The 25,990-nt window shown below is 50.5% G+C and carries 19 protein-coding genes; 10 read left to right on the top strand and 9 right to left on the bottom strand.

Annotated features, from left to right (window positions below):
* Positions 1–5 precede the first annotated feature (5 nt).
* Positions 6–509: a GNAT family N-acetyltransferase gene (locus M979_RS14845; RefSeq protein ID WP_064555401.1), complete on the bottom strand. Its 504-nt coding sequence runs from the start codon at positions 507–509 to the stop codon at positions 6–8.
* Between the two features lie 197 nt (positions 510–706).
* On the opposite strand from M979_RS14845, the gene M979_RS14840 reads away from it, so the two are divergent.
* Positions 707–1,912, top strand: coding sequence for a YjgN family protein (locus tag M979_RS14840; protein ID WP_064555399.1), 1,206 nt, complete (start codon positions 707–709; stop codon positions 1,910–1,912).
* A 51-nt stretch (positions 1,913–1,963) separates the two neighbouring features.
* Here the strand turns inward: M979_RS14840 and M979_RS14835 are convergent, their stop codons facing one another.
* From M979_RS14835 to pepA, 3 genes are all read right to left on the bottom strand, one after another.
* The gene (locus M979_RS14835; protein ID WP_064555397.1) at positions 1,964–4,819 is read right to left on the bottom strand and encodes a valine--tRNA ligase; all 2,856 of its coding nucleotides are present in this window, start codon (positions 4,817–4,819) and stop codon (positions 1,964–1,966) included.
* Between the two features lie 6 nt (positions 4,820–4,825).
* Entirely contained in the window at positions 4,826–5,284 is a 459-nt protein-coding gene (locus tag M979_RS14830; protein WP_034459595.1) for a DNA polymerase III subunit chi, read from the bottom strand.
* Positions 5,285–5,434: 150 nt separating this feature from the next.
* Entirely contained in the window at positions 5,435–6,946 is a 1,512-nt protein-coding gene (pepA, locus tag M979_RS14825) for a leucyl aminopeptidase (protein ID WP_034459593.1), read from the bottom strand.
* A 276-nt stretch (positions 6,947–7,222) separates the two neighbouring features.
* On the opposite strand from pepA, the gene lptF reads away from it, so the two are divergent.
* Together lptF and lptG are read left to right on the top strand one after the other, a co-directional pair.
* Entirely contained in the window at positions 7,223–8,326 is a 1,104-nt protein-coding gene (gene lptF / locus M979_RS14820; RefSeq protein ID WP_034459591.1) for an LPS export ABC transporter permease LptF, read from the top strand.
* Positions 8,327–9,406, top strand: a complete 1,080-nt coding sequence (gene lptG / locus M979_RS14815) for an LPS export ABC transporter permease LptG (protein ID WP_064555395.1) — start codon at positions 8,327–8,329, stop codon at positions 9,404–9,406.
* 140 nt (positions 9,407–9,546) lie between these two features.
* Here the strand turns inward: lptG and M979_RS14810 are convergent, their stop codons facing one another.
* Complete coding sequence (locus M979_RS14810; protein WP_064555393.1) at positions 9,547–11,049, bottom strand: helicase HerA-like C-terminal domain-containing protein; 1,503 nt, start codon at positions 11,047–11,049, stop codon at positions 9,547–9,549.
* 136 nt (positions 11,050–11,185) lie between these two features.
* On the opposite strand from M979_RS14810, the gene M979_RS14805 reads away from it, so the two are divergent.
* Complete coding sequence (locus M979_RS14805; protein WP_064555391.1) at positions 11,186–12,823, top strand: glycerone kinase; 1,638 nt, start codon at positions 11,186–11,188, stop codon at positions 12,821–12,823.
* A gap of 84 nt (positions 12,824–12,907) precedes the next feature.
* Here M979_RS14805 and M979_RS14800 read toward each other — a convergent pair whose 3' ends face one another.
* Positions 12,908–13,408: a M48 metallopeptidase family protein gene (locus tag M979_RS14800; RefSeq protein ID WP_064555389.1), complete on the bottom strand. Its 501-nt coding sequence runs from the start codon at positions 13,406–13,408 to the stop codon at positions 12,908–12,910.
* A 117-nt stretch (positions 13,409–13,525) separates the two neighbouring features.
* Between M979_RS14800 and rlmG the strand changes: the two genes are divergently transcribed.
* Complete coding sequence (rlmG, locus tag M979_RS14795; protein ID WP_034459582.1) at positions 13,526–14,662, top strand: 23S rRNA (guanine(1835)-N(2))-methyltransferase RlmG; 1,137 nt, start codon at positions 13,526–13,528, stop codon at positions 14,660–14,662.
* 105 nt (positions 14,663–14,767) lie between these two features.
* Here the strand turns inward: rlmG and M979_RS14790 are convergent, their stop codons facing one another.
* Positions 14,768–16,786: an NADPH-dependent 2,4-dienoyl-CoA reductase gene (locus M979_RS14790; protein WP_064555388.1), complete on the bottom strand. Its 2,019-nt coding sequence runs from the start codon at positions 16,784–16,786 to the stop codon at positions 14,768–14,770.
* A 426-nt stretch (positions 16,787–17,212) separates the two neighbouring features.
* Here M979_RS14790 and M979_RS14785 point away from each other — a divergent pair, with 426 nt between their 5' ends.
* On the top strand, positions 17,213–18,595 hold the full coding sequence (locus tag M979_RS14785; RefSeq protein ID WP_064555486.1) for a carbohydrate porin: 1,383 nt from the start codon (positions 17,213–17,215) through the stop codon (positions 18,593–18,595).
* 27 nt (positions 18,596–18,622) lie between these two features.
* On the opposite strand, the gene lsrK is transcribed toward M979_RS14785, so the two are convergent.
* Both lsrK and lsrR read right to left on the bottom strand, forming a co-directional pair.
* Entirely contained in the window at positions 18,623–20,215 is a 1,593-nt protein-coding gene (lsrK, locus tag M979_RS14780) for an autoinducer-2 kinase (RefSeq protein WP_064555387.1), read from the bottom strand.
* Between the two features lie 29 nt (positions 20,216–20,244).
* Positions 20,245–21,216, bottom strand: a complete 972-nt coding sequence (lsrR, locus tag M979_RS14775) for a transcriptional regulator LsrR (RefSeq protein WP_064555386.1) — start codon at positions 21,214–21,216, stop codon at positions 20,245–20,247.
* 231 nt (positions 21,217–21,447) lie between these two features.
* Here lsrR and lsrA point away from each other — a divergent pair, with 231 nt between their 5' ends.
* Genes lsrA through lsrB form a run of 4 tightly spaced genes read left to right on the top strand, consistent with a single transcriptional unit; the run spans position 21,448 to position 25,981 of the window.
* Positions 21,448–22,929 (top strand): autoinducer 2 ABC transporter ATP-binding protein LsrA, encoded by a 1,482-nt coding sequence (gene lsrA, locus M979_RS14770; RefSeq protein WP_157093255.1) that lies wholly within the window; start codon positions 21,448–21,450, stop codon positions 22,927–22,929.
* Entirely contained in the window at positions 22,926–23,957 is a 1,032-nt protein-coding gene (gene lsrC / locus M979_RS14765; RefSeq protein ID WP_064555384.1) for an autoinducer 2 ABC transporter permease LsrC, read from the top strand. The genes lsrA and lsrC overlap by 4 nt, the downstream gene beginning before the upstream one ends.
* The gene (gene lsrD / locus M979_RS14760; protein ID WP_064555383.1) at positions 23,958–24,959 is read left to right on the top strand and encodes an autoinducer 2 ABC transporter permease LsrD; all 1,002 of its coding nucleotides are present in this window, start codon (positions 23,958–23,960) and stop codon (positions 24,957–24,959) included.
* Positions 24,960–24,961: 2 nt separating this feature from the next.
* Positions 24,962–25,981 carry an autoinducer 2 ABC transporter substrate-binding protein LsrB gene (gene lsrB / locus M979_RS14755; RefSeq protein ID WP_064555382.1) on the top strand — a complete coding sequence of 340 codons (1,020 nt, stop codon included), beginning with the start codon at positions 24,962–24,964 and terminating at the stop codon, positions 25,979–25,981.
* Positions 25,982–25,990: the final 9 nt, after the last annotated feature.

The raw sequence follows: 25,990 nt of genomic DNA, 5'->3' as shown, positions 1-25,990 counted from the left end.
AACGATTACAGAGACTTAATCATCCGCACTTCGCAATCCACATGGCCGGTGCAGCCAAGCGGCTCAGAAATATGTTCAAAGCCAAGACGTTCATATAGCGCGATGGCTTCTGTCAGAAACGCAGTGGTTTCCAGATAGCAGCGCTTAAAGTCTTCTTCGCGGGCAAAATCCATTGCCTGTAACGCCAGGCGTTTTGCCAACCCTTTGCCACGCACTACCGGCAGGAAATACATCTTCTGAAATTCACAAATATCCGGTTCGCTACACGTTAACGGCGCGACTCCACCACCACCGACGACTTCACCATCTACTTCCACAACCCAATAGGCGTGACCCGGTTGGCTGTAGAGCTGATAAAGCTCATCGAGATTAGGATCTGCCACTGTATAGCCTTTATCGGCGGTTAGACCGTATTCAGCAGAAACATCACGGATGACACGGGCAATCGCCGCGTTGTCCTGGGGGGTTATCCGGCGCAATGCGATTTCAACCGGAGCAGCAAGATTCATAGCGTGGACTCATTGATAATTGGCGAAAGACAGGTCATTTTAATACCACTGTGAAACTTAACAAGCAAGTTTCTAAAATGTTCATTGATTCCCGTTTTGGCATATTTAAAGATGTTAGTGTGCATTCAATCGCTAATCGATAAAATCGGCTGTATTAATAATTAAAAATAATAAGGAATAATTCCTTAAGGATAACTATGTCTGAGCAACAGGGGTGTACAGAAGTCAATTATTCAAGAAGTCTAATGTTTCATGGTTTGGGGAAGGAGTATTTTCGTCTTTGTATCGTTAATTTATTGTTAATAATAGTAACGCTTGGCGTTTTCGCCCCCTGGGCATTTGTACGTTCTAAACAGTATTTATATAGCCATACTGAATTATCAGGATCTCGGTTTTCCTATAATGTTACAGGGGGCTCAATATTTGTAAGCTGGGTATTTGTAGGTGTTTTTTTACTTTCGCTTTATATGTCAATTTATCATCATGCATCTGCTCTTTTCTGGTGTTTAGTTGCTTTGATCGTTTTATTTTTACCATGGTTAATGATGAGAAGTATTCGTTATCAGATGCAATCAACTATGCTTAACAATGTGCGCTTTAATTTTAAATGTAGCGGATTGAAAGCATGGTGGGTAGTGTTAGGCTGCCCAGTATTATTATTTTCAGCGGTTTATTTTATTTGCATAATCGTTATGAGCATTGGTTTCTGTGCCATATCTTTTAATGTTCAAAACATGATGATTGTCATTGCGATGTCCATGATGTTTGCTGTTTTTGGGGTTGGCATTGCACAAGGCATTACAAGTGCATTGTGGCTGCGTTTGTTTTTTAGCAGACTGAGTTTTGGTAAGCAAAATTTTAGTGCGGAAATTAGTATCAGAAAATGCATCAAAATTATTCTTAGTGGTATCGTAGTACTGCTTCCATTCCTGATTGCAGTAGCAGGATTAAATTTTTCCTGGTTGGTGAAAGTAGTATCAACGAGCTTGTCGGGATATGTAGGAGCTCCATATACACTATCTGAATTCGAATCAATTAGCTCTATGATTCGAATTTCTTATTATCTTTACTTTTTCGGTGCAGTACTGTGTTGGAGTTATATCTATGTCACTCTGAGAGATTATTATTTTAACTCGGTAGTTCTTAGTGAAAAGATTGCTTTCCGTTCCACGCTTACGGTGACAGGTTTTATTATCCAACTAGTAATAAATAGTTTACTGACAGTCTGTACTTTAGGGCTCGGCTATCCGTGGGCGCGAGTTCGCTATTGTCGCTACCTTGCGAATAATACCTGGTTGGATGGAGATTTAGATGCATTAGATCTGCAAGACCATGACGACAAAATTGCCACAGATATCTTGAGCCGAATTTCGTGTGGGATCGTGCCAAATATCAGTTTGTAGTCATAAAAAAGGCCGGGAAATCTCCCGGCCTTCTCATATCAAGGCACTCAATTACAGCGCAGCGATAGTTTCTTTCTGCTCAGCCAATTTCACTTTAGCTTCGCCACATGCCGCCAGACGTTCGCGTTCTTTCGCAACTACGGCTTCTGGCGCACGTGCCACAAAACCTTCGTTAGACAGCTTGTTTTCGATGGATGTAATTTCAACATCCAGCTTCGCCATCTCTTTGTCCAGACGCGCAAGTTCAGCAGCTTTGTCGACCAGGCCTGCCATTGGAATCAGCAGCTCTGCACCTTCGATGATTTTGGTCACGGAAACCGGGCCTTTATCATCAGCAGGCAGCAGGGTGATGCTTTCCAGACGTGCCAGGTTTTGCAGGAAAGTACGATTCGCATTTACGCGACGTTCCGCTTCTGCACTGACGTTACGCAGCAATACATCCAGGCGTTTGCTCGGTGCGATGTTCATTTCAGCACGAATATTACGCACTGCTGTAATCACATCTTTTAGCCATTCGGTATCAGAGAACGCAGCTTCATCGTCCTGTGCGCTGTTGTACGCCGGGAACGGTTGCAGCATGATGGTATCGTCTGTGATGCCTTTAAAGGTTTTCACGCGCTGCCAGATGGTTTCAGTGATGAATGGAATGATCGGATGCGCAAGACGTAACAGACCTTCCAGCACGTTAATCAGCGTATTACGCGTACCGCGCAGTTCCGCTTCAGTGCCGCTGTTCATTACCGGTTTGGTCAGCTCCAGATACCAGTCGCAGAACTGGTTCCAGGTGAATTCATACAGAATGTTGGCAGCGATATCAAAGCGATAACTATCCAGCGCTTCACGATATGCTTTCACCGTGCGGTTGAATTCCGCCAGAATCCAGCGGTCTGCCAGAGACAGAACCATTTCGCCGCCGTTAAAGCCGCAATCCTGGTCTTCGGTATTCATCATCACGAAACGGCTGGCGTTCCACAGCTTGTTACAGAAGTTGCGATAACCTTCCAGGCGCTTCATGTCCCAGTTGATGTCGCGACCAGTAGACGCCAGAGCTGCCAACGTAAAGCGCAGTGCATCGGTGCCGTGTGGCTCAATACCGTTCGGGAATTGCTTTTCGGTGCGCTTACGGATTTTCTCAGCCAGCTGTGGCTGCATCATGTTGCCGGTGCGCTTCTCGAGCAAGTCTTCCAGGGAGATACCGTCAACCATATCCAGCGGATCGATAACGTTACCCTTGGACTTGGACATTTTCTGCCCTTCGTCGTCACGAATAAGACCGGTCATGTAGACGGTTTTAAACGGAACCTGTGGTTTGCCATCTTCATCTTTGATGAAGTGCATGGTCAGCATGATCATGCGCGCAATCCAGAAGAAGATGATGTCGAAGCCGCTGACCATCACGCTGGTCGGGTGGAAGGTACGCAGCGCTTCGGTGTTCTCAGGCCAGCCCAGGGTGGAGAATGTCCACAGACCGGAAGAGAACCAGGTGTCGAGCACGTCTTCGTCCTGGTTCAGAGCAACGTCTGCACCCAGGTTATTTTCAGCGCGAACTTCCGCTTCGTTACGGCCAACGTAAACATTGCCTTCGGCGTCGTACCAGGCCGGGATGCGGTGACCCCACCACAGTTGACGAGAGATACACCAGTCCTGAATATCACGCATCCAGGAGAAGTACATGTTTTCGTACTGCTTAGGTACGAACTGGATTTCGCCTTGCTCAACCGCTTCTACCGCGACTTTCGCCAGCGGTGCAGTGCGCACGTACCATTGGTCAGTCAGCATGGGTTCGATAACTACGCCGCCACGGTCGCCGTAAGGAACGGTCAGATCGTGTGGTTTAATCTCTTCAAGCAGGCCCATTTCGTCAAATTTAGCGACAACGGCTTTACGCGCGGCGAAACGTTCCAGTTTCTGGAATTCCGCAGGGATGTCGTTGGCGTAAACAGTAGATTCTTCGCCATTGGTATCAAACACTTCTGAGCTCTCGCGGATATCACCGTCGAAGGTCAGAATGTTGATCATCGGAAGCTGATGGCGACGGCCAACTTCATAGTCGTTGAAGTCATGCGCAGGCGTGATCTTAACGCAGCCGGTGCCTTTTTCCATATCGGCGTGTTCATCGCCAACGATTGGAATAAGACGGTTAACCAGTGGCAGCACAACAAATTTGCCAATCAGATCTTTATAACGCGGATCTTCCGGGTTCACTGCCACACCGGTATCACCGAGCACGGTCTCCGGACGGGTGGTGGCGACGACCAGGTAATCTTTACCGTCAGCGGTTTTCTCGCCGTTAGCCAGCGGATAACGCAGGTGCCACATGGAACCTTTGGACTCGCGGTTTTCAACTTCCAGATCGGAAATTGCGGTGCGCAGTTTCGGGTCCCAGTTTACCAGGCGTTTGCCACGATAAATCAGATCTTCTTTGTACAGGCGAACGAACACTTCTTTCACCGCGTTGGACAGACCTTCATCCATGGTGAAGCGCTCGCGCTCCCAGTCTACGGAGTTGCCGAGACGACGCATCTGACGGGTGATGGTGCCACCAGACTCTGCCTTCCACTGCCAGATTTTCTCTATAAAGGCGTCGCGGCCGTAGTCGTGACGTGTTTTCCCTTCTTCGGCGGCAATTTTGCGCTCGACGACCATCTGGGTCGCGATACCGGCGTGGTCAGTCCCCGCCTGCCACAGAGTATTTTTACCCTGCATGCGCTGGTAACGAATCATGGTGTCCATGATCGTTTGCTGGAAGGCGTGACCCATATGCAAGCTGCCGGTAACGTTCGGCGGCGGGATCATGATGCAGAAGCTTTCCTGGCTGGTGTCGCCATTTGGCTTAAAGTAGCCCTGCTGTTCCCAGTGCTCGTAAAGCGGCTGTTCGATATCTTGCGGGTTATATGTCTTTTCCATTGTCTGCTATGTCGTTCCCGGCGGGGTATGAGTCGCCGTAGTCAAGTGGAAACCAGCAACGCGGTACGCCTTATAGCGATCACGGGCCAGTTGTTTTTGAGTGTCTTCGTAAGGTACGAAGTCTATCACTTCATGGAAAGCGGTGGCAAAATCTGCGAACTGTGGCAACAGGCTAATCAGCACATCGCGTGGTGAACTACCACGTCGTTGCGGCCAGGCCAATTCTACCGGGGCACCATAACGCGGCCCTTCACCGGCAAGATTATGCGGTACAAACGCGTGCGCGTCGCGCTGCCAAAGAGCTTCATCCAGACGGATAGCTTGTTGTTCATCAACACAAGCAATCAGCAGGCGTTTTCCTGCACGAAAGCTTTCTGCCGCCAGTTCACACACCAACGCTTCAACGGCACTTAACTCACCGGAAGGCGTGTCGTTGTCGAGCAGGTAGAACGTCGCGTTTTTCATTAAGCCAGCTTTTAATTTTGAATATGTAAGATCTAATCGGTCTGGAGCTTCGTAGGGTGGATAAGCGAAGCGTCATCCACCCTCTTTTCAGGAACGGCGGATGACGCAAGCCTATCCGGCCTACAAAAGCAGGCCGCGAAGGGCGTTAAATTACTCTTCGCCGTTAAACCCTGAACGGTTCAACAGGAATTGTGACAACAGCGCCACTGGACGGCCGGTTGCACCTTTGGCTTTACCTGAACGCCAGGCTGTCCCTGCGATATCCAGGTGTGCCCAGCTATATTTACGGGTAAAGCGCGACAGGAAGCAGGCCGCGGTAATTGCGCCGCCAGGACGGCCACCGATGTTTGCCATATCAGCAAAATTGGTTTCCAGTTGTTCCTGATACTCATCGGCCATCGGCAGACGCCACGCGCGGTCACCGGCTTGTTCAGACGCGCTGATAAGCTCATGAGCCAGTGGATTGTGGTTAGACATCAAACCGGTGATGTGATGGCCAAGAGCAATCACACAAGCGCCGGTCAGCGTAGCCACATCAATTACAACATCAGGTTCAAAGCGCTCAACGTAGGTCAGCACATCACAAAGAACCAGACGGCCTTCGGCATCGGTGTTCAGCACTTCAACCGTTTGACCTGACATCGTTGTCAGCACGTCGCCCGGGCGATAAGCACGCCCGCCAGGCATGTTCTCACAGCCCGCTAGCACACCAATCACGTTAATTGGCAGATTGAGTTCAGCCACCATGCGCATTACGCCGTACACGGAAGCCGCACCGCACATGTCGTATTTCATCTCGTCCATGCCTTCGGCAGGTTTGATAGAAATACCACCAGAGTCAAACGTCAGGCCTTTACCGACCAGCACGATTGGGCGCACATCAGGATCGGCACTTCCTTTGTATTCGATAACGGACATCAGTGATTCATTCTGAGAACCATCACCTACTGCGAGGTAGGAGTGCATGCCCAGTTCTTTCATCTGCTGTTCGCCAATTACGCGAGTGACAACATTTTTGCTGTAAGAATCAGCGAGCTGACGCGCCTGGGAAGCCAGATAAGCCGCGTTGCAGATGTTTGGTGGCATGTTGCCAAGATCTTTTGCCGCTTTAATACCAGCAGCAATTGCCAGGCCGTGCTGAATTGCGCGCTCACCGCTCGTCAGTTCGCGGCGGGTTGGCACGTTAAAGACCATTTTACGCAGCGGGCGGCGTGGCTCGCTTTTGTTGGTTTTTAACTGGTCGAAGCTATACAAAGACTCTTTTGCCGTTTCAACTGCCTGGCGTACTTTCCAATAAGTATTACGGCCTTTAACATGCAGTTCGGTCAGGAAGCATACCGCTTCCATTGAACCAGTATCGTTCAGAGTATTAATGGTTTTCTGGATAACTTGCTTATACTGACGTTCATCCAGTTCACGCTCTTTGCCACAGCCAATCAGTAGAATGCGTTCTGAGAGGACGTTTGGAACGTGGTGGAGCAACAAAGTTTGACCGGGTTTCCCCTCGAGCTCACCACGGCGCAAAAGCGCGCTGATGTAGCCATCGCTGATTTTATCGAGTTGTTCGGCGACCGGGGACAGGCGACGCGGTTCAAAGACTCCCACAACGATGCAGGCACTACGCTGTTTCTCGGGACTACCGCTTTTTACACTGAACTCCATGCACTACGCTCCTGAATCTTAAAGACAACGGCGGTGGCTACAGCTAGAATTGCAAGCTTTCGTAACTCATCTCCGCGGTTGCGATGACTTCGTGTTAATCTTACGAGTATGTTTTTTACGGTTTCGGCTACGTCATTTTAATCACCCAGCGCGAGTATTATGCCGGGCTTTTTAATCTTAGCGATGTTTTCGACGACTCAAGAGAATAAATGACGTATAAGCGATGAAACAAGCGATTTTCCTGCAAAAAGACTCGTTTTCACAGGCGTATTTAATGTGATTATCATAAGATATCTGGTTCGGGAGACGCTCAAAAGCCAACTTGCGATCCTCTTCATCCTGCTACTGATCTTCTTTTGTCAGAAGCTGGTCAGGATTCTCGGGGCGGCGGTTGACGGCGATATTCCGACAAACCTCGTACTTTCTTTGTTAGGACTTGGTGTGCCTGAAATGGCGCAGCTCATCCTTCCACTTAGCCTTTTCCTTGCGCTGCTCATGACGCTAGGCCGACTGTATACCGAAAGTGAAATCACGGTAATGCATGCCTGCGGTTTGAGTAAAGCTGTGCTGATCAAAGCTGCAATGATCCTCGCACTCTTTACCGGTGCAATTGCAACAGTCAACGTAATGTGGCTTGGGCCGTGGTCTTCTCGTCATCAGGATGAAGTATTGGCTGAGGCCAAAGCTAACCCTGGTATGGCTGCACTTGCTCAAGGGCAATTCCAGCAAGCGACCGACGGCAACTCAGTTTTGTTCATTGAAAGCGTTGACGGTTCAAGTTTTAAAGACGTTTTCCTGGCTCAATTGCGCCCGAAAGGTAATGCACGTCCATCGGTAGTGGTTGCGGATTCCGGTCATTTATCCCAGCGCCCGGACGGTTCGCAGGTTGTGACGCTCAATACCGGTACCCGTTTTGAAGGTACGGCATTGCTGCGCGATTTCCGTATTACTGACTTCCAGGATTATCAGGCGATTGTCGGGCACCAGACGGTGGCGCTTGACCCTGAAGACTCCAGTCAGATGTACATGAAAGCTCTGTGGACAAACGATTCGCCAAATGCTCGCGCTGAACTGCACTGGCGTCTGACGCTCATTATGGCCGTTGTCATTATGGCGTTGATGGTGGTGCCATTAAGCGTGGTGAACCCACGGCAGGGGCGCGTACTTTCAATGCTTCCAGCGATGTTGTTGTATCTGATTTTCTTCCTGCTTCAGACCTCGCTGAAATCGAATGCGGCGAAGGGGAAAATCGATCCGCTGATCTGGATATGGTTGGTTAATCTGGTCTATTTTGCTATCGCGATTGTCCTCAATGTGTGGGATACAGTGCCGATGCGCCAGCTACGTGCAAGCTTTAGCAGAACACGAGGAGCGGCATAAATGTTTGGTGTTCTCGACCGTTATATCGGTAAAACCATCTTTACCACCATCATGATGACACTCTTCATGCTGGTGTCGCTGTCGGGCATTATTAAGTTTGTCGACCAGTTGAAAAAGGCCGGGCAGGGTAGCTATTCAGCATTGGGTGCGGGTGTGTATACCGTGCTTAGCATTCCAAAAGATATCCAGATCTTCTTCCCGATGGCGGCACTGCTTGGTGCTCTACTTGGGTTGGGGATGCTGGCGCAACGTAGCGAACTGGTGGTGATGCAAGCTTCTGGTTTCACGCGAATGCAAATCGCGCTTTCGGTGATGAAAACGGCTATTCCGTTGGTGTTACTGACCATGGCGATTGGTGAATGGGTTGCTCCGCAAGGCGAACAAATGGCCCGTAACTACCGTGCACAACAAATGTATGGCGGTTCTTTGCTGACAACTCAGCAAGGCTTGTGGGCGAAAGATGGCCACAATTTTGTCTATATCGAGCGCGTGAAAGGCGATAACGATTTGGCGGGCGTGAGTATTTATAGTTTTAACAAAAAACGCCGCCTGCAATCGGTTCGTTATGCGGCATCGGCCAAGTACGATGTGGAACATAAGGTGTGGCGTTTGTCCCAGGTTGATGAATCAAACCTGACAAATGAGAAGCAAATTACCGGTGCCCAGACCGTTAGCGGTGAGTGGAAAACTAACCTGACCCCAGACAAGCTAGGTGTGGTGGCGCTGGACCCGGATGCGCTTTCTATCAGCGGACTGCACAATTATGTGAAGTACCTGAAATCCAGCGGACAAGATGCCGGGCGTTACCAGCTCAACATGTGGAGCAAAATCTTTGCGCCACTCTCTGTTGCGGTAATGATGCTGATGGCGCTGTCATTCATCTTTGGCCCACTGCGTAGCGTGCCAATGGGTGTGCGGGTTGTCACCGGTATCAGCTTTGGTTTCGTCTTCTACGTGCTTGACCAAATCTTTGGCCCGCTAAGCCTGGTGTATAGCATTCCGCCGATTTTGGGTGCTTTGTTACCAAGTGCGAGTTTCTTCCTGATTAGCTTGTGGTTGATGATGAAGCGTTCAGCCTAAAAATGTCGGGTGGCGGCTTGCGCCTTACCCGACCTACCGCATCGGTGTGTAGGGGGGATAAGCGCAGCGCCATCCACCAAAAAAAACGAATTTGTAGGGTGGATAAGCGCTAGCGCCATCCACCAGTATTTTGAAGAAAATCAGCGCTTACGCCCGCCCATAATACTGCCTAAAACTCCGCGAATAATTTGGTTCGTTACCTGACGGGCCGCGCTTTTTGCCATGGTTTGCACCACGCCGTCTTTCTTGCCGCCTCGCGGCCCCGTAGTACCAAACAGAATATCTTTTAGCCCGCCGAGAATACCGTTATCAACGGCCACCGATTCACCTTTAGCGGGTGGTGCATTTTGCTGTTCACCAGCTGTCTGAACGCCCTGTTGTAAGCGCTCATACGCCGATTCCCTGTCGACCGTTTCATCATATTTACCGTACAACGTTGAATGGTTCAAAAGCCCGTTGCGTTCATCGTCAGTGACTGGCCCCATGCGTGAACATGGGGCGATAACCATAGCTCGCTCAACTACCGTCGGGCTGCCTTTTTCATCCAGCAAAGAGATTAGTGCCTCGCCGGTGCCTAGCTCCTGAATCGCTTTTTCGGTATCGAATTTTGGATTAGCGCGCATGGTTTGTGCGGCAGTTTTAACGGCTTTCTGGTCTTTAGGCGTAAAAGCACGCAGTGCATGCTGAATACGGTTGCCAAGCTGCCCTAACACCACATCCGGAATATCAGACGGGTTTTGGGAAACAAAGTAGACCCCAACGCCCTTGGAGCGTATCAGGCGAATAACCTGCTCGATTTTGTCCAACAATACTTGTGGAGCATCGTTAAATAACAGGTGTGCTTCGTCGAAAAAGAACACCAGTTTTGGCTTTTCCAGGTCACCTGCTTCGGGGAGTTGCTCATAGATTTCAGAAAGCATCCACAATAGGCTAGCGGCGTACAGTTTCGGCATCTGATAGAGCTTTTCGGCCGATAGAATATTGATAATTCCCTTACCATTGGCATCAGTGCGCATCCAGTCTTTGATATCCAGCATTGGTTCGCCAAAGAAGTATTCAGCGCCCTGTTGCTCAAGCTGCAATAGCCCACGCTGAATAGCGCCCACAGATGCACTACTGATGTTGCCATACTGGTTCTGGAACGATTTTGCGTTATCGCCGATGTACTGCGTCGCCGCGCGCAGATCTTTAAAATCGAGCAGCAATAGACCCTGATCGTCGGCAATGCGGAAGATGATTTGCAGTACACCTGCTTGCACTTCATTGAGGTTGAGCAGGCGCGAAAGTAGCAGTGGGCCAAGATCGGACACCGTTGCTCGCACCGGATGGCCTTTTTCGCCAAAAATATCCCACAAGACAACGGGATTGCTATGAGGTGACCAGTCCGTCACGCCAATTTTTGCAAGCCTTGCGAGCAATTTTTCCGATTCAGCACCTTCTTGCGCAATACCTGTGAGGTCGCCTTTTACATCAGCCATAAATACTGGCACACCGATTTCTGAAAATGACTCGGCTAGTTTTTGCAGCGTCACTGTTTTACCTGTGCCCGTAGCACCGGTTATTAGCCCGTGACGGTTTGCCATGCCGGGCAACAGATGTAGTTCTTGTTCAGTGGTTCTGGCAATCAGGAGTGGCGCAGTCATGGTGATTTTCCTGTGGCGACATTTCCATAAGCATAGCAAGTGGATAGGGATCGTCATCACTCAAAAATCCTGGATTGCGGCATCTCTCGCAGCAAAGGCTATGCTTTGCATATGTATTACTTATTGTTGAGGAAATATGTCCAGATTCTTCTTTAATGACCGTCAGCAAATGGTCAGCGATGCTATTGAAGGCGTCATCATCAGCTCTCGTTTTCATAATGTGGCCCGGTTAGATACCGATCCCGCTATTCGCGTGGTGGTACGCAAAGACTGGAACAAAAGCAAAGTAGCAATTATTTCTGGCGGTGGTTCGGGCCATGAACCCGCACACGCAGGCTTTGTTGGGAAGGGGATGCTCACCGCTGCGGTATGTGGTGACTTATTTGCTTCGCCAAGTGTGGATGCGGTTTTAAATGCAATTGTGGCGGTAACGGGAGACAGAGGTTGTCTGCTTATCGTTAAAAACTATACCGGCGATCGTCTTAATTTCGGGTTGGCGGCGGAAAAGGCAAAGAAATATGGCCTGAAAGTGGAGATGGTGATTGTTGGTGACGATATTTCGTTGCCGGATAACAAGCAGCCGCGTGGAATTGCCGGGACGGTACTGGTACATAAAATTGCGGGCTTTGCCGCAGAGCAGGGGAAATCATTGAGTGATGTTCGAGACATCGCGCAAAGCGCCTGCGACAGCATTGCCAGCATCGGTGTCGCCATGCAAACCTGCAATCTTCCCGATCAAAACGAGGAAGAAGGGCGCATCAAAGGCGGTCATGTTGAGTTAGGGCTGGGTATTCACGGCGAACCTGGAGCAAGCACCGTTGCCAGCCAGAATAGCCAGGAAACCGTGTCTACCCTGGTAAAACATCTGCATAAGAAAACCGGTAAAGAGGCAAGACTTGCGGTACTGGTAAACAACCTGGGCGGTGTGTCATCGCTGGAAATGGCCATCCTGACTAAAGAGTTAGTGCATTCAGAAATGAAAGAGCAAATCGACTATTTGATTGGCCCTGCACCGCTGGTTACTGCGCTCGATATGAAAGGGTTTTCGCTCTCGGCCATTGCTCTGAATGAGACATTTATTAAAGCGTTGCAGGCGGATGTCGAAACCGCAGGCTGGCACCCGATGGTAAAACTCCATGCGATGCCGATGCAAAAACACAATGTCATTCGTGAGGGGACGCATGCAAAACCGTCTGACAACGACACGGTTAAAGCGCTGGTTGAACGCATCACGAAAACGCTGATTGAGCAGGAAAAAGTGTTAAATGCTCTGGATGCAAAAGTCGGGGATGGCGACACCGGCTCCACGTTTGCACAGGGCGCGCGGGATATCGCGCAGCTTAACGATGACGGAAAGCTGCCATTAAATGATACCGCATCACTGCTTGAGTTAGTCGGAGAACGCCTGGCAACAGTTATGGGTGGTTCAAGCGGCGTGCTGATGTCTATTTTCTTCACAGCTGCCGGGCAAAAAGTCGCTAACAAGCAAAAGATTGCAGATGCGTTATTGTTTGGCCTCGAGCAGATGAAACGCTACGGCGGGGCCGATCTTGGCGATCGTACATTGATAGATGCATTACAACCCGCGCTTGAAGCCTTGAAAGAGAGTGGCCTGAACGCTGCTGTGAAGGCTGCGCAAGATGGCGCAGAGGCAACGGCGCAGATGCAAAAGGCGAATGCCGGGCGCTCGTCATATGTGAACAGCGATAACCTGAAAGGGGTGAAAGATCCTGGGGCTGTGGCGATTGCGGCGGTCTTTGCAGGCATTAACTGATTGTGCCGGATGTCGCCGAGCTAATCCGACCTGCGAATTGAAGCTGTATGGTGGATTAGCGTAGGCGCCATCCACCGTTTCCTCTCACGCCTGCCCGCTTAACGCCATCTGCGTTAACCACAGGCGTGTATCAAACTCCAGTTGGTGATATTGCGGCTCCATATGGCAGCACAGTGAATAGAATGCTTTGTTGTGGTCTTTTTCTTTCAGGTGCGCCAGTTCGTGAACCACAATCATGCGCAAAAAGGCTTCTGGCCCATTCTTAAATACCGTTGCGACACGAATCTCCGCTTTGGCTTTCAGCTTGTTCCCCTGAACGCGTGACACTGCTGTGTGCAAGCCCAGAGCATTATTTAGCACGTGGATCTTGTTGTCATAAGCCACTTTATTCACGGGCGGAGCATTACGCAGATATTGGTTTTTCAGGTCTTGCGTCCACGCATACAACGCTTTATCGGTAGTGATGTTATGTGTATCCGGATACCGTTTTTGCAGCACCTCGCCCAGACGTTGTTCCGCAATTAATGTTCTGACCTGTGCGAGCAAATGCTCGGGATAGCCTTGAAGGTAGGTTAAATTGCTCATTAGATCTCGCTCGCTCGACGTCTTTCAAAAGGCAGTTGCGCAGTTTGAGGAAAAAAAAGGGTATACTCACGCCCCCATTCGGGGATAACGCCGAAATTTTACCATCCAGGAGGGCCGATGAGCCAATTAGACAACGGTTTCCGTTCACTGACACTAAAACGTTTTCCAGAAACGGATGACGTTAACCCACTACAGGCGTGGGAAGCTGCCGATGATTATCTTTTGCAGCAACTGGACGAAATCGAAATCAGTGGCCCGGTCCTGATTTTTAACGACAACTTCGGAGCGCTGTCTTGCGTACTGGCTGAACACAAGCCTTATAGCATCAGTGATTCGTACCTTAGTGAACTGGCCATCCGTGAGAACTTGCGTGAGAACGGCATCGTTGAGTCCAGCGTAACGTTCCTTGATAGCAACGTTCCTTACCCGGAAGCACCAGCAGTGGTTCTGATTAAGATCCCTAAAACGCTGGCATTGCTGGAACAACAACTGCGTTCGCTGCACGCTGTCGTTACACCGCAAACGCGCATTATCGCAGGCGCGAAAACGCGTGATATTCACAACTCAACTATCGAGTTGTTTGAAAAAATTCTTGGGCCGACCACTACCACACTGGCCTGGAAAAAAGCGCGCCTGATCAACTGTACTTTCAGCGCACCAGTGCTGAAAGATGCCGCAGAAACCCTGAGCTGGAAACTGGATGGGACGCCGTGGACGATTCACAACCACGCAAACGTCTTCTCTCGTACCGGGCTGGATATTGGCGCTCGCTTCTTTATCGAGAACCTGCCAGGTAACCTTGAAGGCGAAATCGTCGATTTAGGTTGTGGTAACGGTGTGATTGGCCTGCATCTGCTGGAACAGAATCCGGATGCGAAAGTGGTATTTGTTGATGAATCACCGATGGCAGTGGCGTCAAGCCGCCTGAACGTTGAAACCAACATGCCGGAAAATCTGGATCGCTGCGAGTTTATGATTAACAACGCACTTTCTGGTGTTGAGCCGTATCGTTTTAACACGATCCTGTGCAACCCGCCGTTCCATCAGCAGCACTCTTTGACCGATCAGGTGGCGTGGGAAATGTTCCACCATGCCCGTCGTTGTCTGCAAAATGGCGGTGAGCTGTACATCGTTGCTAACCGCCACCTCGACTATTATCACAAACTGAAGAAGATCTTCGGTAACTGTGACACCGTTGCTACCAACAAGAAATTTGTTGTTTTAAAAGCTGTGAAGCTGGGTCGCCACCGCTAAAATTTGTCACTTTTGGTGAAAAGGGTGGATGACGCTTATCGCTTATCCACCCTACAAAATTTAGCCTTTAGTTCTGATAAGCGCAGCGCCATCAGACATTTAGCGCTAAATTTCCAGTGCTAAACGAGTGCCTTGCGCGATTGCGCGTCTGGCATCCAGCTCCATCGCCACATCCGCACCACCAATCAAATGCACTGTTTTCCCCAGTTCACGCAATGGTTGCGCCAGTTCACGGCGTGAGTCTTGCCCCGCACAAATAATCACGTTATCGACCGACAGCGTTTGTGGCTCGCCACCGACTGTAATATGCAGCCCTTCATCATCAATGCGTTCATAAGTCACACCCGCCACCATTTTCACGCCACGAGCTAATAGTGTTGTGCGATGGATCCAGCCCGTGGTTTTACCCAACCCTTCGCCTGGCTTACTGGTTTTGCGCTGTAGCATCACAATCTGGCGTGGGCTTTTATGCAGATGTACGCCTTCCGGACGTAAACCCCCTGCATGTTGCAGGCTAGTATCGATGCCCCATTCCACACAAAACTCGGCGATGTTCTGGCTGGTGGATTCCCCTTCCTGACTCAAATACATCGCGGTATCAAAGCCAATACCTCCGGCCCCGATGATTGCCACACGGTCACCCACAGGTGCTTTCTCGCGTAACACATCGATGTAATTGAGTACTTTAGGGTGCATGATTCCGTCGATAAGCGGCAGACGTGGCTCAATGCCGCAGGCGAGAATAATCTCATCGAACTCTTTAAGCACTGGCGCGGTGACGTACTGATTAAGGCGAACTTCAACACCAGTCAGACCCAACATGCGGCGGTAGTAACGCAGCGTTTCATTAAATTCCTCTTTGCCAGGGATTTGCCTGGCAATATTAAACTGCCCACCGATTTCTGAGGCTGCATCAAACAATGTCACTTTATGACCACGTGTCGCGGCGTTGATCGCAAAAGCGAGTCCTGCGGGCCCGGCTCCCACCACGGCCAGGTTTTTACGCACGTTTGCCGGGATGATTGGCATTTTGGTTTCATGGCAGGCACGCGGGTTTACCAGGCAAGAGGTGACTTTGCCGAGGAAAATCTGATCCAGGCAGGCCTGATTACAGCCGATGCAGGTATTGATCTCATCTTCACGCCCTTGATGAGCTTTGGAAACAAACTCGGCATCGGCGAGGAATGGCCGCGCCATTGACACCATATCGGCATCGCCATCGGCCAGGATCTTCTCAGCGGTTTGCGGATCGTTAATTCGGTTGGTTGTAACCAACGGGATCGAAACCTGGCCCTTTAGTTTGCGAGTTACCCAGCTGAATGCGCCGCGTGGCACAGGTGTGGCGATGGTGGGAATACGAGCTTCGTGCCAGCCAATACCGGTATTAATCAGAGTCGCACCTGCATTTTCAATGGCTTTGGCAAGCACAACGGCTTCTTCAAAAGTACCGCCACCTTCGACTAAATCGAGCATCGACAGGCGGTAAATAATGATGAAGTTAGCCCCCACTTTTTCACGTACCGCACGTACCACTTCAATGGCAAAACGCATGCGTCGGGTGTAATCGCCACCCCACTCATCATTGCGTTGGTTGGTTCTTGCGGCCAGAAACTGGTTAATTAAATAGCCTTCAGAACCCATGATTTCCACGCCGTCGTATCCTGCTTGCTGCGCAAGGCTCGCGCATTGAGCAAACTCTTCAATCAGCGTGAGAATTTCATCATGGGTCAATGCATGAGGCTTAAAGCGGTTAATCGGAGCCTGTATAGCGGAAGGGGCAACCGGATTTGGCTGGTAGCTGTAGCGCCCGGTGTGCAGGATTTGCAGCGCAATTTTGCCGCCTTCGCGGTGCACGGCGTCGGTCACGATCTGGTGATGGGCAAGCTGGCTTGCGTCATTGAGCACCGCGCCGCTTTCCACGCCCACACCCGAAGGGGAAGGGGCAATGCCGCCCGTGACAATCAGTGCCACGCCGTGACGTGCACGCTCGGCATAAAAAGCCGCCAGGCGTTCAGCACCATCCGGGTGCTCCTCGAGTCCGGTATGCATCGAACCCATCAACACACGATTTTTCAGAGTAGTGAAACCCAAGTCTAGCGGGGCAAACAGCGACGGATAGCTCATATTATCTTCCTACTAAGTCATTATTATTATGTGGTCGGATGAGTTAGTAATTTAGCGGGATGTAGCGTAGATGTGGGAAAGTTGTCTGATGATTGTGACGAGATTCAAAGATTGGTCATAATTTTTCCCTGGGCAGTGAACCCAGTTGTACATCATCAACATTATGAATTCACGTTTTTATATTCATAAATATCACCATAAATCCACGTAAAAATTATATATCCACATGCACACATTCTTATAAATAATATATTTGTGATTATTTTAAATTTTAATTTTTTTGTGTGTGATAGAAATACGGTTATAGAGATTTCTATTTAGAGATGGGTAATTAAAGCTGTTATATTTCTTTCGCTATATTTATGTATGCTCAATATATTCACAGGGATTATATAAATAATTTATTTATAAAGGTGTGTAATGCATATGAAAATAAAATTACTGACATTATTAACGGCTACTATTTTATCAAGCGGGGCAATGGCCGCAACTCAAGAAAGTGAGTTGGAACAACGATTAAACCAATTAGAACAACGCTTAGCAGCTGCAGAAAAACGTGCAGCCAGTGCAGAAGCAGAAATTCAACAAATAAAAGCAACCCCAGCACCCGTCACTGCCCCTATCGCGGTTGTTAGCGAACAATCGACCAGCAGTAAATCCGATAACCAATCCCCGAAATTAACATTAACCGGTTATGGCGATCTTAAAATATATGGGGATGTAGAGGTTAATATGGATGCTGCGAGCCGAAGTAATGGCCTGACATCTATGCATCGTAGCGCTAATACTAACTGGGCCGATGGTAATAATGAACGTTGGGATATTAATGGCCGTCTGTTGTTGGGCTTTGATGGTTATCGCCGTATGGACAATGGTAATTTTGCAGGCTTCACGGCCCAACCGTTGGCTGACTTAACCGGCCATATGAATCTCGATGATGCGGCTTTTTTCTTTGGTCATGAAAACGACTGGAAAATTAAAGTCGGCCGTTTCGAAGCCTACGATATGTTCCCGCTTAACCAGGATACCTTTGTTGAGTATTCCGGTAATACCGCCAACGATTTATACCGCGATGGCTACGGCTACATCTATATGATGAAAGAAGGGCGCGGGCGTAGTGATTCTGGCGGCAACTTCATGTTGAGCAAAAATATCGACAGCTGGTATTTCGAACTCAATACCTTGTTAGAGAATGGTACCTCGCTGTATCAGGACAAGTCTTATCACGGTAATGAACTGACGAACGACAAAAACGTAGCCTATCTGCGACCGGTGATTTCCTGGTCACAGGATAATTTCTCCATTGCCGCGGCGATGGAAGCGCAGGTGGTGAATAATGCCTACGGTTATAAAGATGCGAATGGTCAGACGGTCGACCAGTCCGATCGTACCGGTTATGGCTTAACCATGACGTGGAACGGCCAGAAAACCGATCCTGATGATGGAGTTGTCGCCAACCTGAATACCGCTTATCTGGATGCCGCCGACGAAACCGACTTTACCGTAGGCGCGAACGCTTTATGGCATAACTTCGAACTCGGTTATATTTATGCCCACAACGATATCGACAAGTTTGATGTGACAAACGCCGTGAATAACTGCGATAACGACTGCTGGATTACCAACGCTGGCACTTATGATATCCATACCATTCACTCTTCATATCTGTTCCCGAATGTGATGGGCATGAGGAATTTCAATATTTATCTGGGTACTTACGTGTCATGGGTCAGCGCCGATCATGAATCGGACGATGGCAGCGATAACACCCGTTACGGTGGCCGCGTGCGCTTTAAATACTATTTCTGATTTTGATAATAGATACCCACTCTCTCCCTACGGAGAGAGTGGAGTTGCAGATGGCATAACCAGACCTGGGGCTTGCCACATAGAAGTGGTTAAACCGCTATCCACCAGCGTGAGCTGATCGGCATATACCTTCAGCCACTTGCGTTTCATCTCGTCATATAACTCACGGTGCGCCAGATTTGGCGTAAATTCGCGCTGCCATTGAACCAGCCGTTCACCTGTTTCAGCAAGATTATTAAACAACCCTGCGCCGACTCCTGCGGCAATAGCACAACCGAGAGCTGTTGCCTCTTTAACTACAGGCACACGCACTGGCAACCCCGTTACATCACTAAGAATTTGGCTCCACAACGCGCCTTTAGAACCGCCGCCTGCAAATACTAATGATTCAAACTGGATGCCGGAAAAACCGGAAATCTGCTCAAGATTGCACGCTGAAACAATTGCTGCATTCTCTTCTAACGCACGGAATAGCGTTGCTTTATTACATTTTTCGGGGTCGATTGAGAGGTTAATAAACGACGGTGCGGCGTGATACCACTGTTTGAAATGCATGGCATCGGAGAAAATCGGCATCACTCCATGAGAGCCCGCCGGAACCCGGGCAGCCATCTCTTCGAGCAGGGCATAAGTGTCCACGCCAAGTCTTTCTGCCAGCAGTTTTTCTTCGGCACAGAAGGCATCCCGGAACCAACGCATCGTCAGGCCGGTAAAGAAGCTGATGGATTCTGCCTGCACCATATTGCTGATGACATGCGGATTAATGCGGATATTCATCTCCGGATCGGTTTTGATAGCGGGCAGGTTCACCACTTGCTGCCAGAATGTGCCACCCAATACTGCCGCTTGCCCGGCACGAACTACGCCAAGACCCACACAACCTAGCTGTACATCGCCGCCACCCATAACCACCGGTGTGCCAGCCAATAAACCACTGTGCTGCGACGCTTCTTGCGTGACACCGCCAAGAACCGTGCCGGTTTCTTTTACCGGCGAGAGAATATCTGCCCGCAATCCTGCCATATCCATCAGCGCAGGCTGCCAGTCACGGGTCGCCAGATCGAGCATTCCTGTTGTGCCTGCGTTAGAAGGATCAACCGCCAGCTCGCCGCTGAGTTTAGCCGCCAGCCAGTCGCTAATCATGGTGACGGTGGCTGCCTTGCGGTAAATATCCGGACGATGATGCGCAAGCCACAACAGGCGCGGCATCGCGCTTAGCGCCAGCGTTTGGCCAGAAACATGATAAACCTCGGATTCAAACTGGAAATCGTGGATCTCTTTAAGTTCACTGACTTCGCGGCTGGCTCGGGCATCAACGTTGGCACATGCCCAAATAGGATCGCCGTTACTGTCGTAGAGCACGATCCCTTCGCGCATTGAACAGCAGGAAACTGCGCTGATAGCGCCAGGGGGAAGATGTGCTTTTTGGAGAGCGTCACGGATGCACTGGCAGGCAAGCTGCCAGTTGGTTGAGAGATCAAATTCCATCGAGCCGGGGACATCAGTGATGCTTAAATGTTTCCATTCAGCCTGGCCAACTGCAATCTGGTGGCCTGAAGTATCAAAGATGACGGCGCGAATACTGCCCGTCCCGGCGTCTAAAGCCAACAAGTAACTCATTGATTATCCCCGCAACCTAAGGCGCGAGGTTAATCAGCCAAAGCCAACACCGCCCGCGCAGTCTCTTCTTCCGTCACCAGGCCGTTAATTCGCTGGCCTCGAAGTGCGGCATAAATAGCGTCCGCTTTGTCCACGCCGCCCGCAACGCCCACAATCGTTGGGAGATGCGCGAGATCGTCGAGCGTTACGCCAAGCAATTCATGGTGAATTTCCAACCCTTCCACCAGTTCGCCATCCGCTTGCAGGAAATAGCCAAGAATATCGCCCACCGCACCTTTGCGGGCGTACATCAGTTGTTCTCCTTCGCTGATATAACCGGAACGCAAAATCGTGGCGTCGCGCTTTTGATTGATAGCACCGATACCCACCACTGCGACATCTGCGGCGGTTGCGGCGAGGATCACATCCCGCACGCTTGCTTCCATGCGTAAAATTTCTGCCACCTGCGGGGATGAAACCCGCAGCGGGGCGGGGATCATGCTGACGCTACATGCCGCGTCCAATTGGCCGATACCCGTCATATATGGCCCGACGCCACCGGAAAGCGTCACCAGGCGAATCTGTTGCGAGCCGATAAACCCGCTCAAATGCTGGAGGCAATTCATGGTTGCCTCACCAAATCCAACCGCTAACATTTGCCCCGGTTCCAGAATCCCCATCAGCGATTGCGCCGCGCCAATGCCTAATCGCGTGTTCATCGGCGGGGTATTATGCGCGGGAAGTACACGCGCAATTTTGAGGCCGAAACGCTGCTGCAACTGGGTTTCCAGAGCCAGGCATCCTTCAAAGCGCGAGTTAATCTGTACGCGAATCACCCCAGATTGACGCCCTTTCTCCAGCAGGCGTGAAATCTTTAAACGTGGCAGCCCAAGCCGCTCGCCAATGTCATTCTGCGTCAGGCCGTCGTGGTAGTAAGACCAGGCCACACGTGCCAATAACTCTTCTTCGGCCATTGGGAGTGCTGCTAGTTTCCCTTCTTCTGCTGCTCGTTTATCGCTCATAAGTGAACTCTTATTAAAATTTAGATCATATGTTCGAAGGTGCGGGGTAAGAAAATGTGAAGCGCACGGCAAAAAGATCATTTTCAGATGCAAATGTTTTAGCTGATCTATTTAAAAATTTTGTGATCGCTGCCCTGTTGTAAAAATTACCCGGCGTCTACGCTTTTGAACATTATTAATTCAATTTCTCTTTTGTTCAATTGTGGAGTGACAATGCCCAACACCACCGCAATGCTTGAAGCCCGCCAGATAAGCAAACAGTTTTCTGGTGTGAGCGTGCTCAAAGGTATTGATTTTGCTCTGTATGCAGGGCAGGTCCACGCATTGCTGGGCGGTAATGGGGCAGGGAAATCGACACTGATGAAGATTTTTGCCGGTGTGGAAACCCCCGATAGTGGTGAACTGAAGGTACAAGGCAAAGCATTTGGGCGCCTCAAACCAGGGCAGGCACATGAGTTAGGCATTTACCTTGTGCCGCAAGAACCGATGTTGTTCCCGAATCTGACGGTGCGCGAGAACATCCTTTTTCGCCTGCCACGGCAAAACGATATGGAAAAGCGCCTGCAAGAGAAAATGCAGCAGCTTGAATGTCAGATCCCACTTAGCGCAACAGCCAGCACGCTGGAAGTTGCCGATCAACAGATGGTCGAGATCCTGCGCGGTTTAATGCGTGAAGCGAAGATCCTGATCCTGGACGAACCTACCGCATCCCTTACACCGGGCGAAACTGAGCGGTTATTTCGCCAGATCCGCGCCTTGCAAAGTCTCGGCGTGGGCATTGTATTTATCTCCCACAAATTGCCGGAAATCCGCCAGCTTGCCAGCCATATCTCAGTGATGCGTGACGGTGCCGTAGTGTTACAAGGTGAAACTGCGCAGCTACTTGATGAGCAACTGATCAATGCCATGACTCCGAACGATCGCCAACATGCGTTAAGCGATACGCAAAAATTGTGGCTTGCATTGCCGGGAAATCGTCGCACCGAACCGCAGGATTTTCCGGTATTGCGCGTAGAGGAGCTGACCGGTGAAGGATTTATCGATCTCAGTTTTGAATTGTACGCAGGTGAGATCGTAGGCCTGGCCGGGCTGGTGGGATCTGGTCGTACTGAGCTTGCCGAAACGCTCTACGGTTTACGGCCCGTTCGCGGTGGGCGCATTTATTTAGAAAACCGTGAAATTAGCCGCGATCGCACCAAAGCGCGCCTTGATCTTGGGCTTATTTATCTGCCAGAAGATCGCCAGGTTTCCGGTTTATTCCTTGATGCGCCGATCCGCTGGAACACCGTGGTGCTTAACGAGCCGGGCCTGTGGCAACAAAGCAGACGGGAGTCCGCGGTAGTGGAGCGCTACCACCGGGCGCTGGGGATCAAACTCAACGATGCCGGGCAGATGGTACGCACGCTCTCCGGTGGTAATCAGCAAAAAGTCCTGTTAGCTCGCTGCCTTGAAGCCAATCCGTTGTTGCTCATCATTGATGAGCCAACGCGCGGTGTGGATGTGGCGGCGCGAGCGGATATCTATCAGCTGATCAAAAGTGTGGCTGCTCAAAATGTTGCGGTGCTGATGATCTCATCCGATCTTGATGAGTTCAGCGGGCTTGCGGATCGCGTGCTGGTGATGCACCAGGGGGCCATGAATGGTGAGTTACGTAAGCCATCAATCACTGTAGATCGCATGATCAGTATGGCGTTTGGCGGAGGTCAAGCATGAAAACATTGCTGCGCAACCGTGAACTCAGCGCGCTGCTGGCGATAGTTGCTCTATTTTGCGTGTTGGTCGCACTCAATCACAGCTACTTCAGCTTGCAAACGCTAAGCATGATATTCACCAGCGCCCAGATCCTGATCCTACTGGCGGTAGGTGCTTCGATGGTGATGCTGACCCGCAATATCGACGTTTCCGTAGGATCGACTGTAGGACTGTGTGCAATTGCTGTCGGCGTGGCGCTTAACAGCGGCTATAGCTTGCCGGTGTCGATGCTTTTTGCCTTGTTGATTGGCGCGGTGGCAGGTTTCTTTAACGGGGTTTTGGTCGTCTGGCTACGCATTCCCGCAATTGTAGCGACCCTTGGTACGCTCGGGCTTTATCGCGGCGGTATGTTGTTATGGACAGGTGGAAAATGGATTGAAGGACTACCACCTAATCTGAAATCGCTCTCCGAACCGGTCGCTTTGGGGATTTCCCCGCTTGGTTTTATGGTTCTTGCTTTAGTGGCTATCGCTGCCTGGGTATTTGCACGAACCGCTTTCGGGCGTGATTTCTACGCGGTGGGCGACAACCTGGCCGCTGCACGTCAGCTCGGTGTGGCGGTGAACCGCACCCGTCTTATGGCCTTCACTTTCAATGGCATGTTGGCGGCAATCGCCGGGATTATCTTTGCTTCGCAAATTGGCTTTGTACCCAACCAGACCGGAAGCGGGCTGGAGATGAAAGCTATCGCAGCTTGTGTGTTGGGCGGTATTTCTCTGCTTGGCGGTACGGGAACCATCATTGGCGCATTTCTCGGCGCATTTTTCCTGACGCAAATTGACACCGTCCTGGTGCTCTTCAAACTCCCTGCCTGGTGGAATGACTTTATTGCAGGTCTGGTTTTACTCGGTGTGCTGGTGCTGGATGGGCGGTTACGCCAGGCGCTGGCGCGGCATCAACGGGCACAAAAATACAGCCGTTTTGTACCGCCATTACCAGGTGCGAAAAATGTGCGGCCTTTCCCCCGTAAGAAAAAGGATGTGGCGTAGATGAAGCTAAAACTCAATTGGGAAGTGGCGCTGCTTCTTATTCTGGTGGCAGAAATCTTGCTGTTCGGTGCCATCAACCCCCGCATGTTAGACATCAATATGCTGCTGTTTAGCACCAGCGATTTTATCTGCATCGGGATAGTGGCGTTGCCGCTGACGCTTGTCATCATCAGCGGTGGCATTGATATTTCGCTGGGGTCAACGATTGGCCTGTGTGCTATTGCGCTGGGTGTGATGTTGCAGGCGGGTTTGCCAATATCGGTGGCCGTAATGTTGACTCTGGCAGTCGGCTTGCTGTGTGGATTGTTTAATGCGGCATTGATTCACTACACCGGCATCAGCCCGCTGGTTATCACACTCGGCACGCTTTATCTGTTCGGTGGCGCGGCGTTATTACTTTCCGGTATGGCGGGTGCGACAGGTTATGAAGGTATTGGTGGCTTCCCGGATGCGTTTACCAACTTCGCTAATCTGACGCTTTTCGGCCTCCCCATTCCGCTGGTGATGTTCGCAGTTATTACGCTGTTTTTCTGGCTACTGACCCACCGTGCTCGCTTTGGTCGCCATATTTTTCTGATTGGGCAAAACCCACGTGCCGCGCGTTATGCGGCACTGCCGGTAAACGGCTCGCTGTATGGCGTTTACGGCATGGTGGGACTGGCGTCTGCCATTGCGGCGATTGTGCTGGTTTCGTATTTCGGCTCGGCGCGTTCTGATTTAGGACGCGATTTGTTGATGCCTGCTTTAACGGCGGCGGTGTTGGGTGGCGCGAATATTTATGGCGGCTCCGGTTCGATTTTGGGAACAGCACTGGCGGCTCTATTGGTGGGGTATTTGCAACAAGGTTTACAGATGGCTGGCGTGCCTAATCAGGTATCGAGTGCGTTGTCCGGTGCGCTGTTGATTGTGGTGGTCATTGGTCGTTCGGTGAGTTTGCACCGCGAATATCTACAAGCGGCGTGGCGTCGTTTGCGCGGTAACAGAAAACTAACGGGAGTGTGATTATGAAGCAGACAACAAAACGCGTCCTGCAACTCAGTGCATGGGCATTAGCCTTTGGTGTGGTGAGTGCGCAAGCCGCCGACAGGATTGCCTTTATTCCAAAATTGGTTGGCGTGGGCTTCTTTACCAGCGGCGGCAATGGCGCGATGCAGGCGGGCAAAGATCTCGGTGTTCCGGTGACTTACGACGGGCCAACTGAACCAAGCGTCTCCGGCCAGGTGCAGCTTATCAACAACTTCGTCAATCAGGGTTACAACGCGATTATTGTCTCAGCTGTTTCGCCAGATGGGCTCTGCCCGGCACTTAAACGTGCCATGCAACGTGGTGTGAAAGTACTGACATGGGATTCTGATACTAAACCCGAATGCCGCAGTATTTACATCAACCAGGGAACGCCGCAACAGCTTGGTGGCATGTTGGTGGATATGGCCGCCAAACAGGTGACTAAACCTGCCGCCAAAGTGGCGTTCTTCTACTCAAGCCCTACCGTGACGGATCAAAACCAGTGGGTAAAAGAGGCGAAAGCGAAGATTGCCAAAGATCATCCGCAGTGGGAGGTAGTCACCACGCAATTTGGTTATAACGATGCCACTAAATCCCTGCAAACCGCCGAAGGGATCTTAAAAGCCTATCCGGATCTGGATGCGATCATTGCACCCGATGCTAACGCATTGCCAGCCGCAGCCCAGGCTGCTGAAAACCTGAAACGCACTAATGTTGCGATTGTCGGTTTCAGCACGCCAAACGTCATGCGCCCGTATGTTGAACGTGGAACGGTGAAAGCCTTTGGTCTGTGGGATGTGGTACAGCAGGGTGAAATTGCGGTTAACGTCGCAAATACCATGCTGAAAAAGGGCGATCTTAATGTTGGTGACACTGTTGATGTAGCGAAAATTGGTAGCCTGAAAGTCGAGCCTAATAGCGTACAGGGCTACCAGTATGAAGCGAAAGGTAACGGCATTGTGCTGCTGCCAGAACGCGTGGTGTTCACCAAAGACAATATCGGTAAATACGATTTCTGAGGGGGAATA

Origin of the sequence: Buttiauxella noackiae ATCC 51607 (assembly GCF_001654865.1) — a bacterium.
GTDB classification, from domain to species: domain Bacteria; phylum Pseudomonadota; class Gammaproteobacteria; order Enterobacterales; family Enterobacteriaceae; genus Buttiauxella; species Buttiauxella noackiae.
This window is presented reverse-complemented; position numbering and strand designations above follow the sequence as displayed.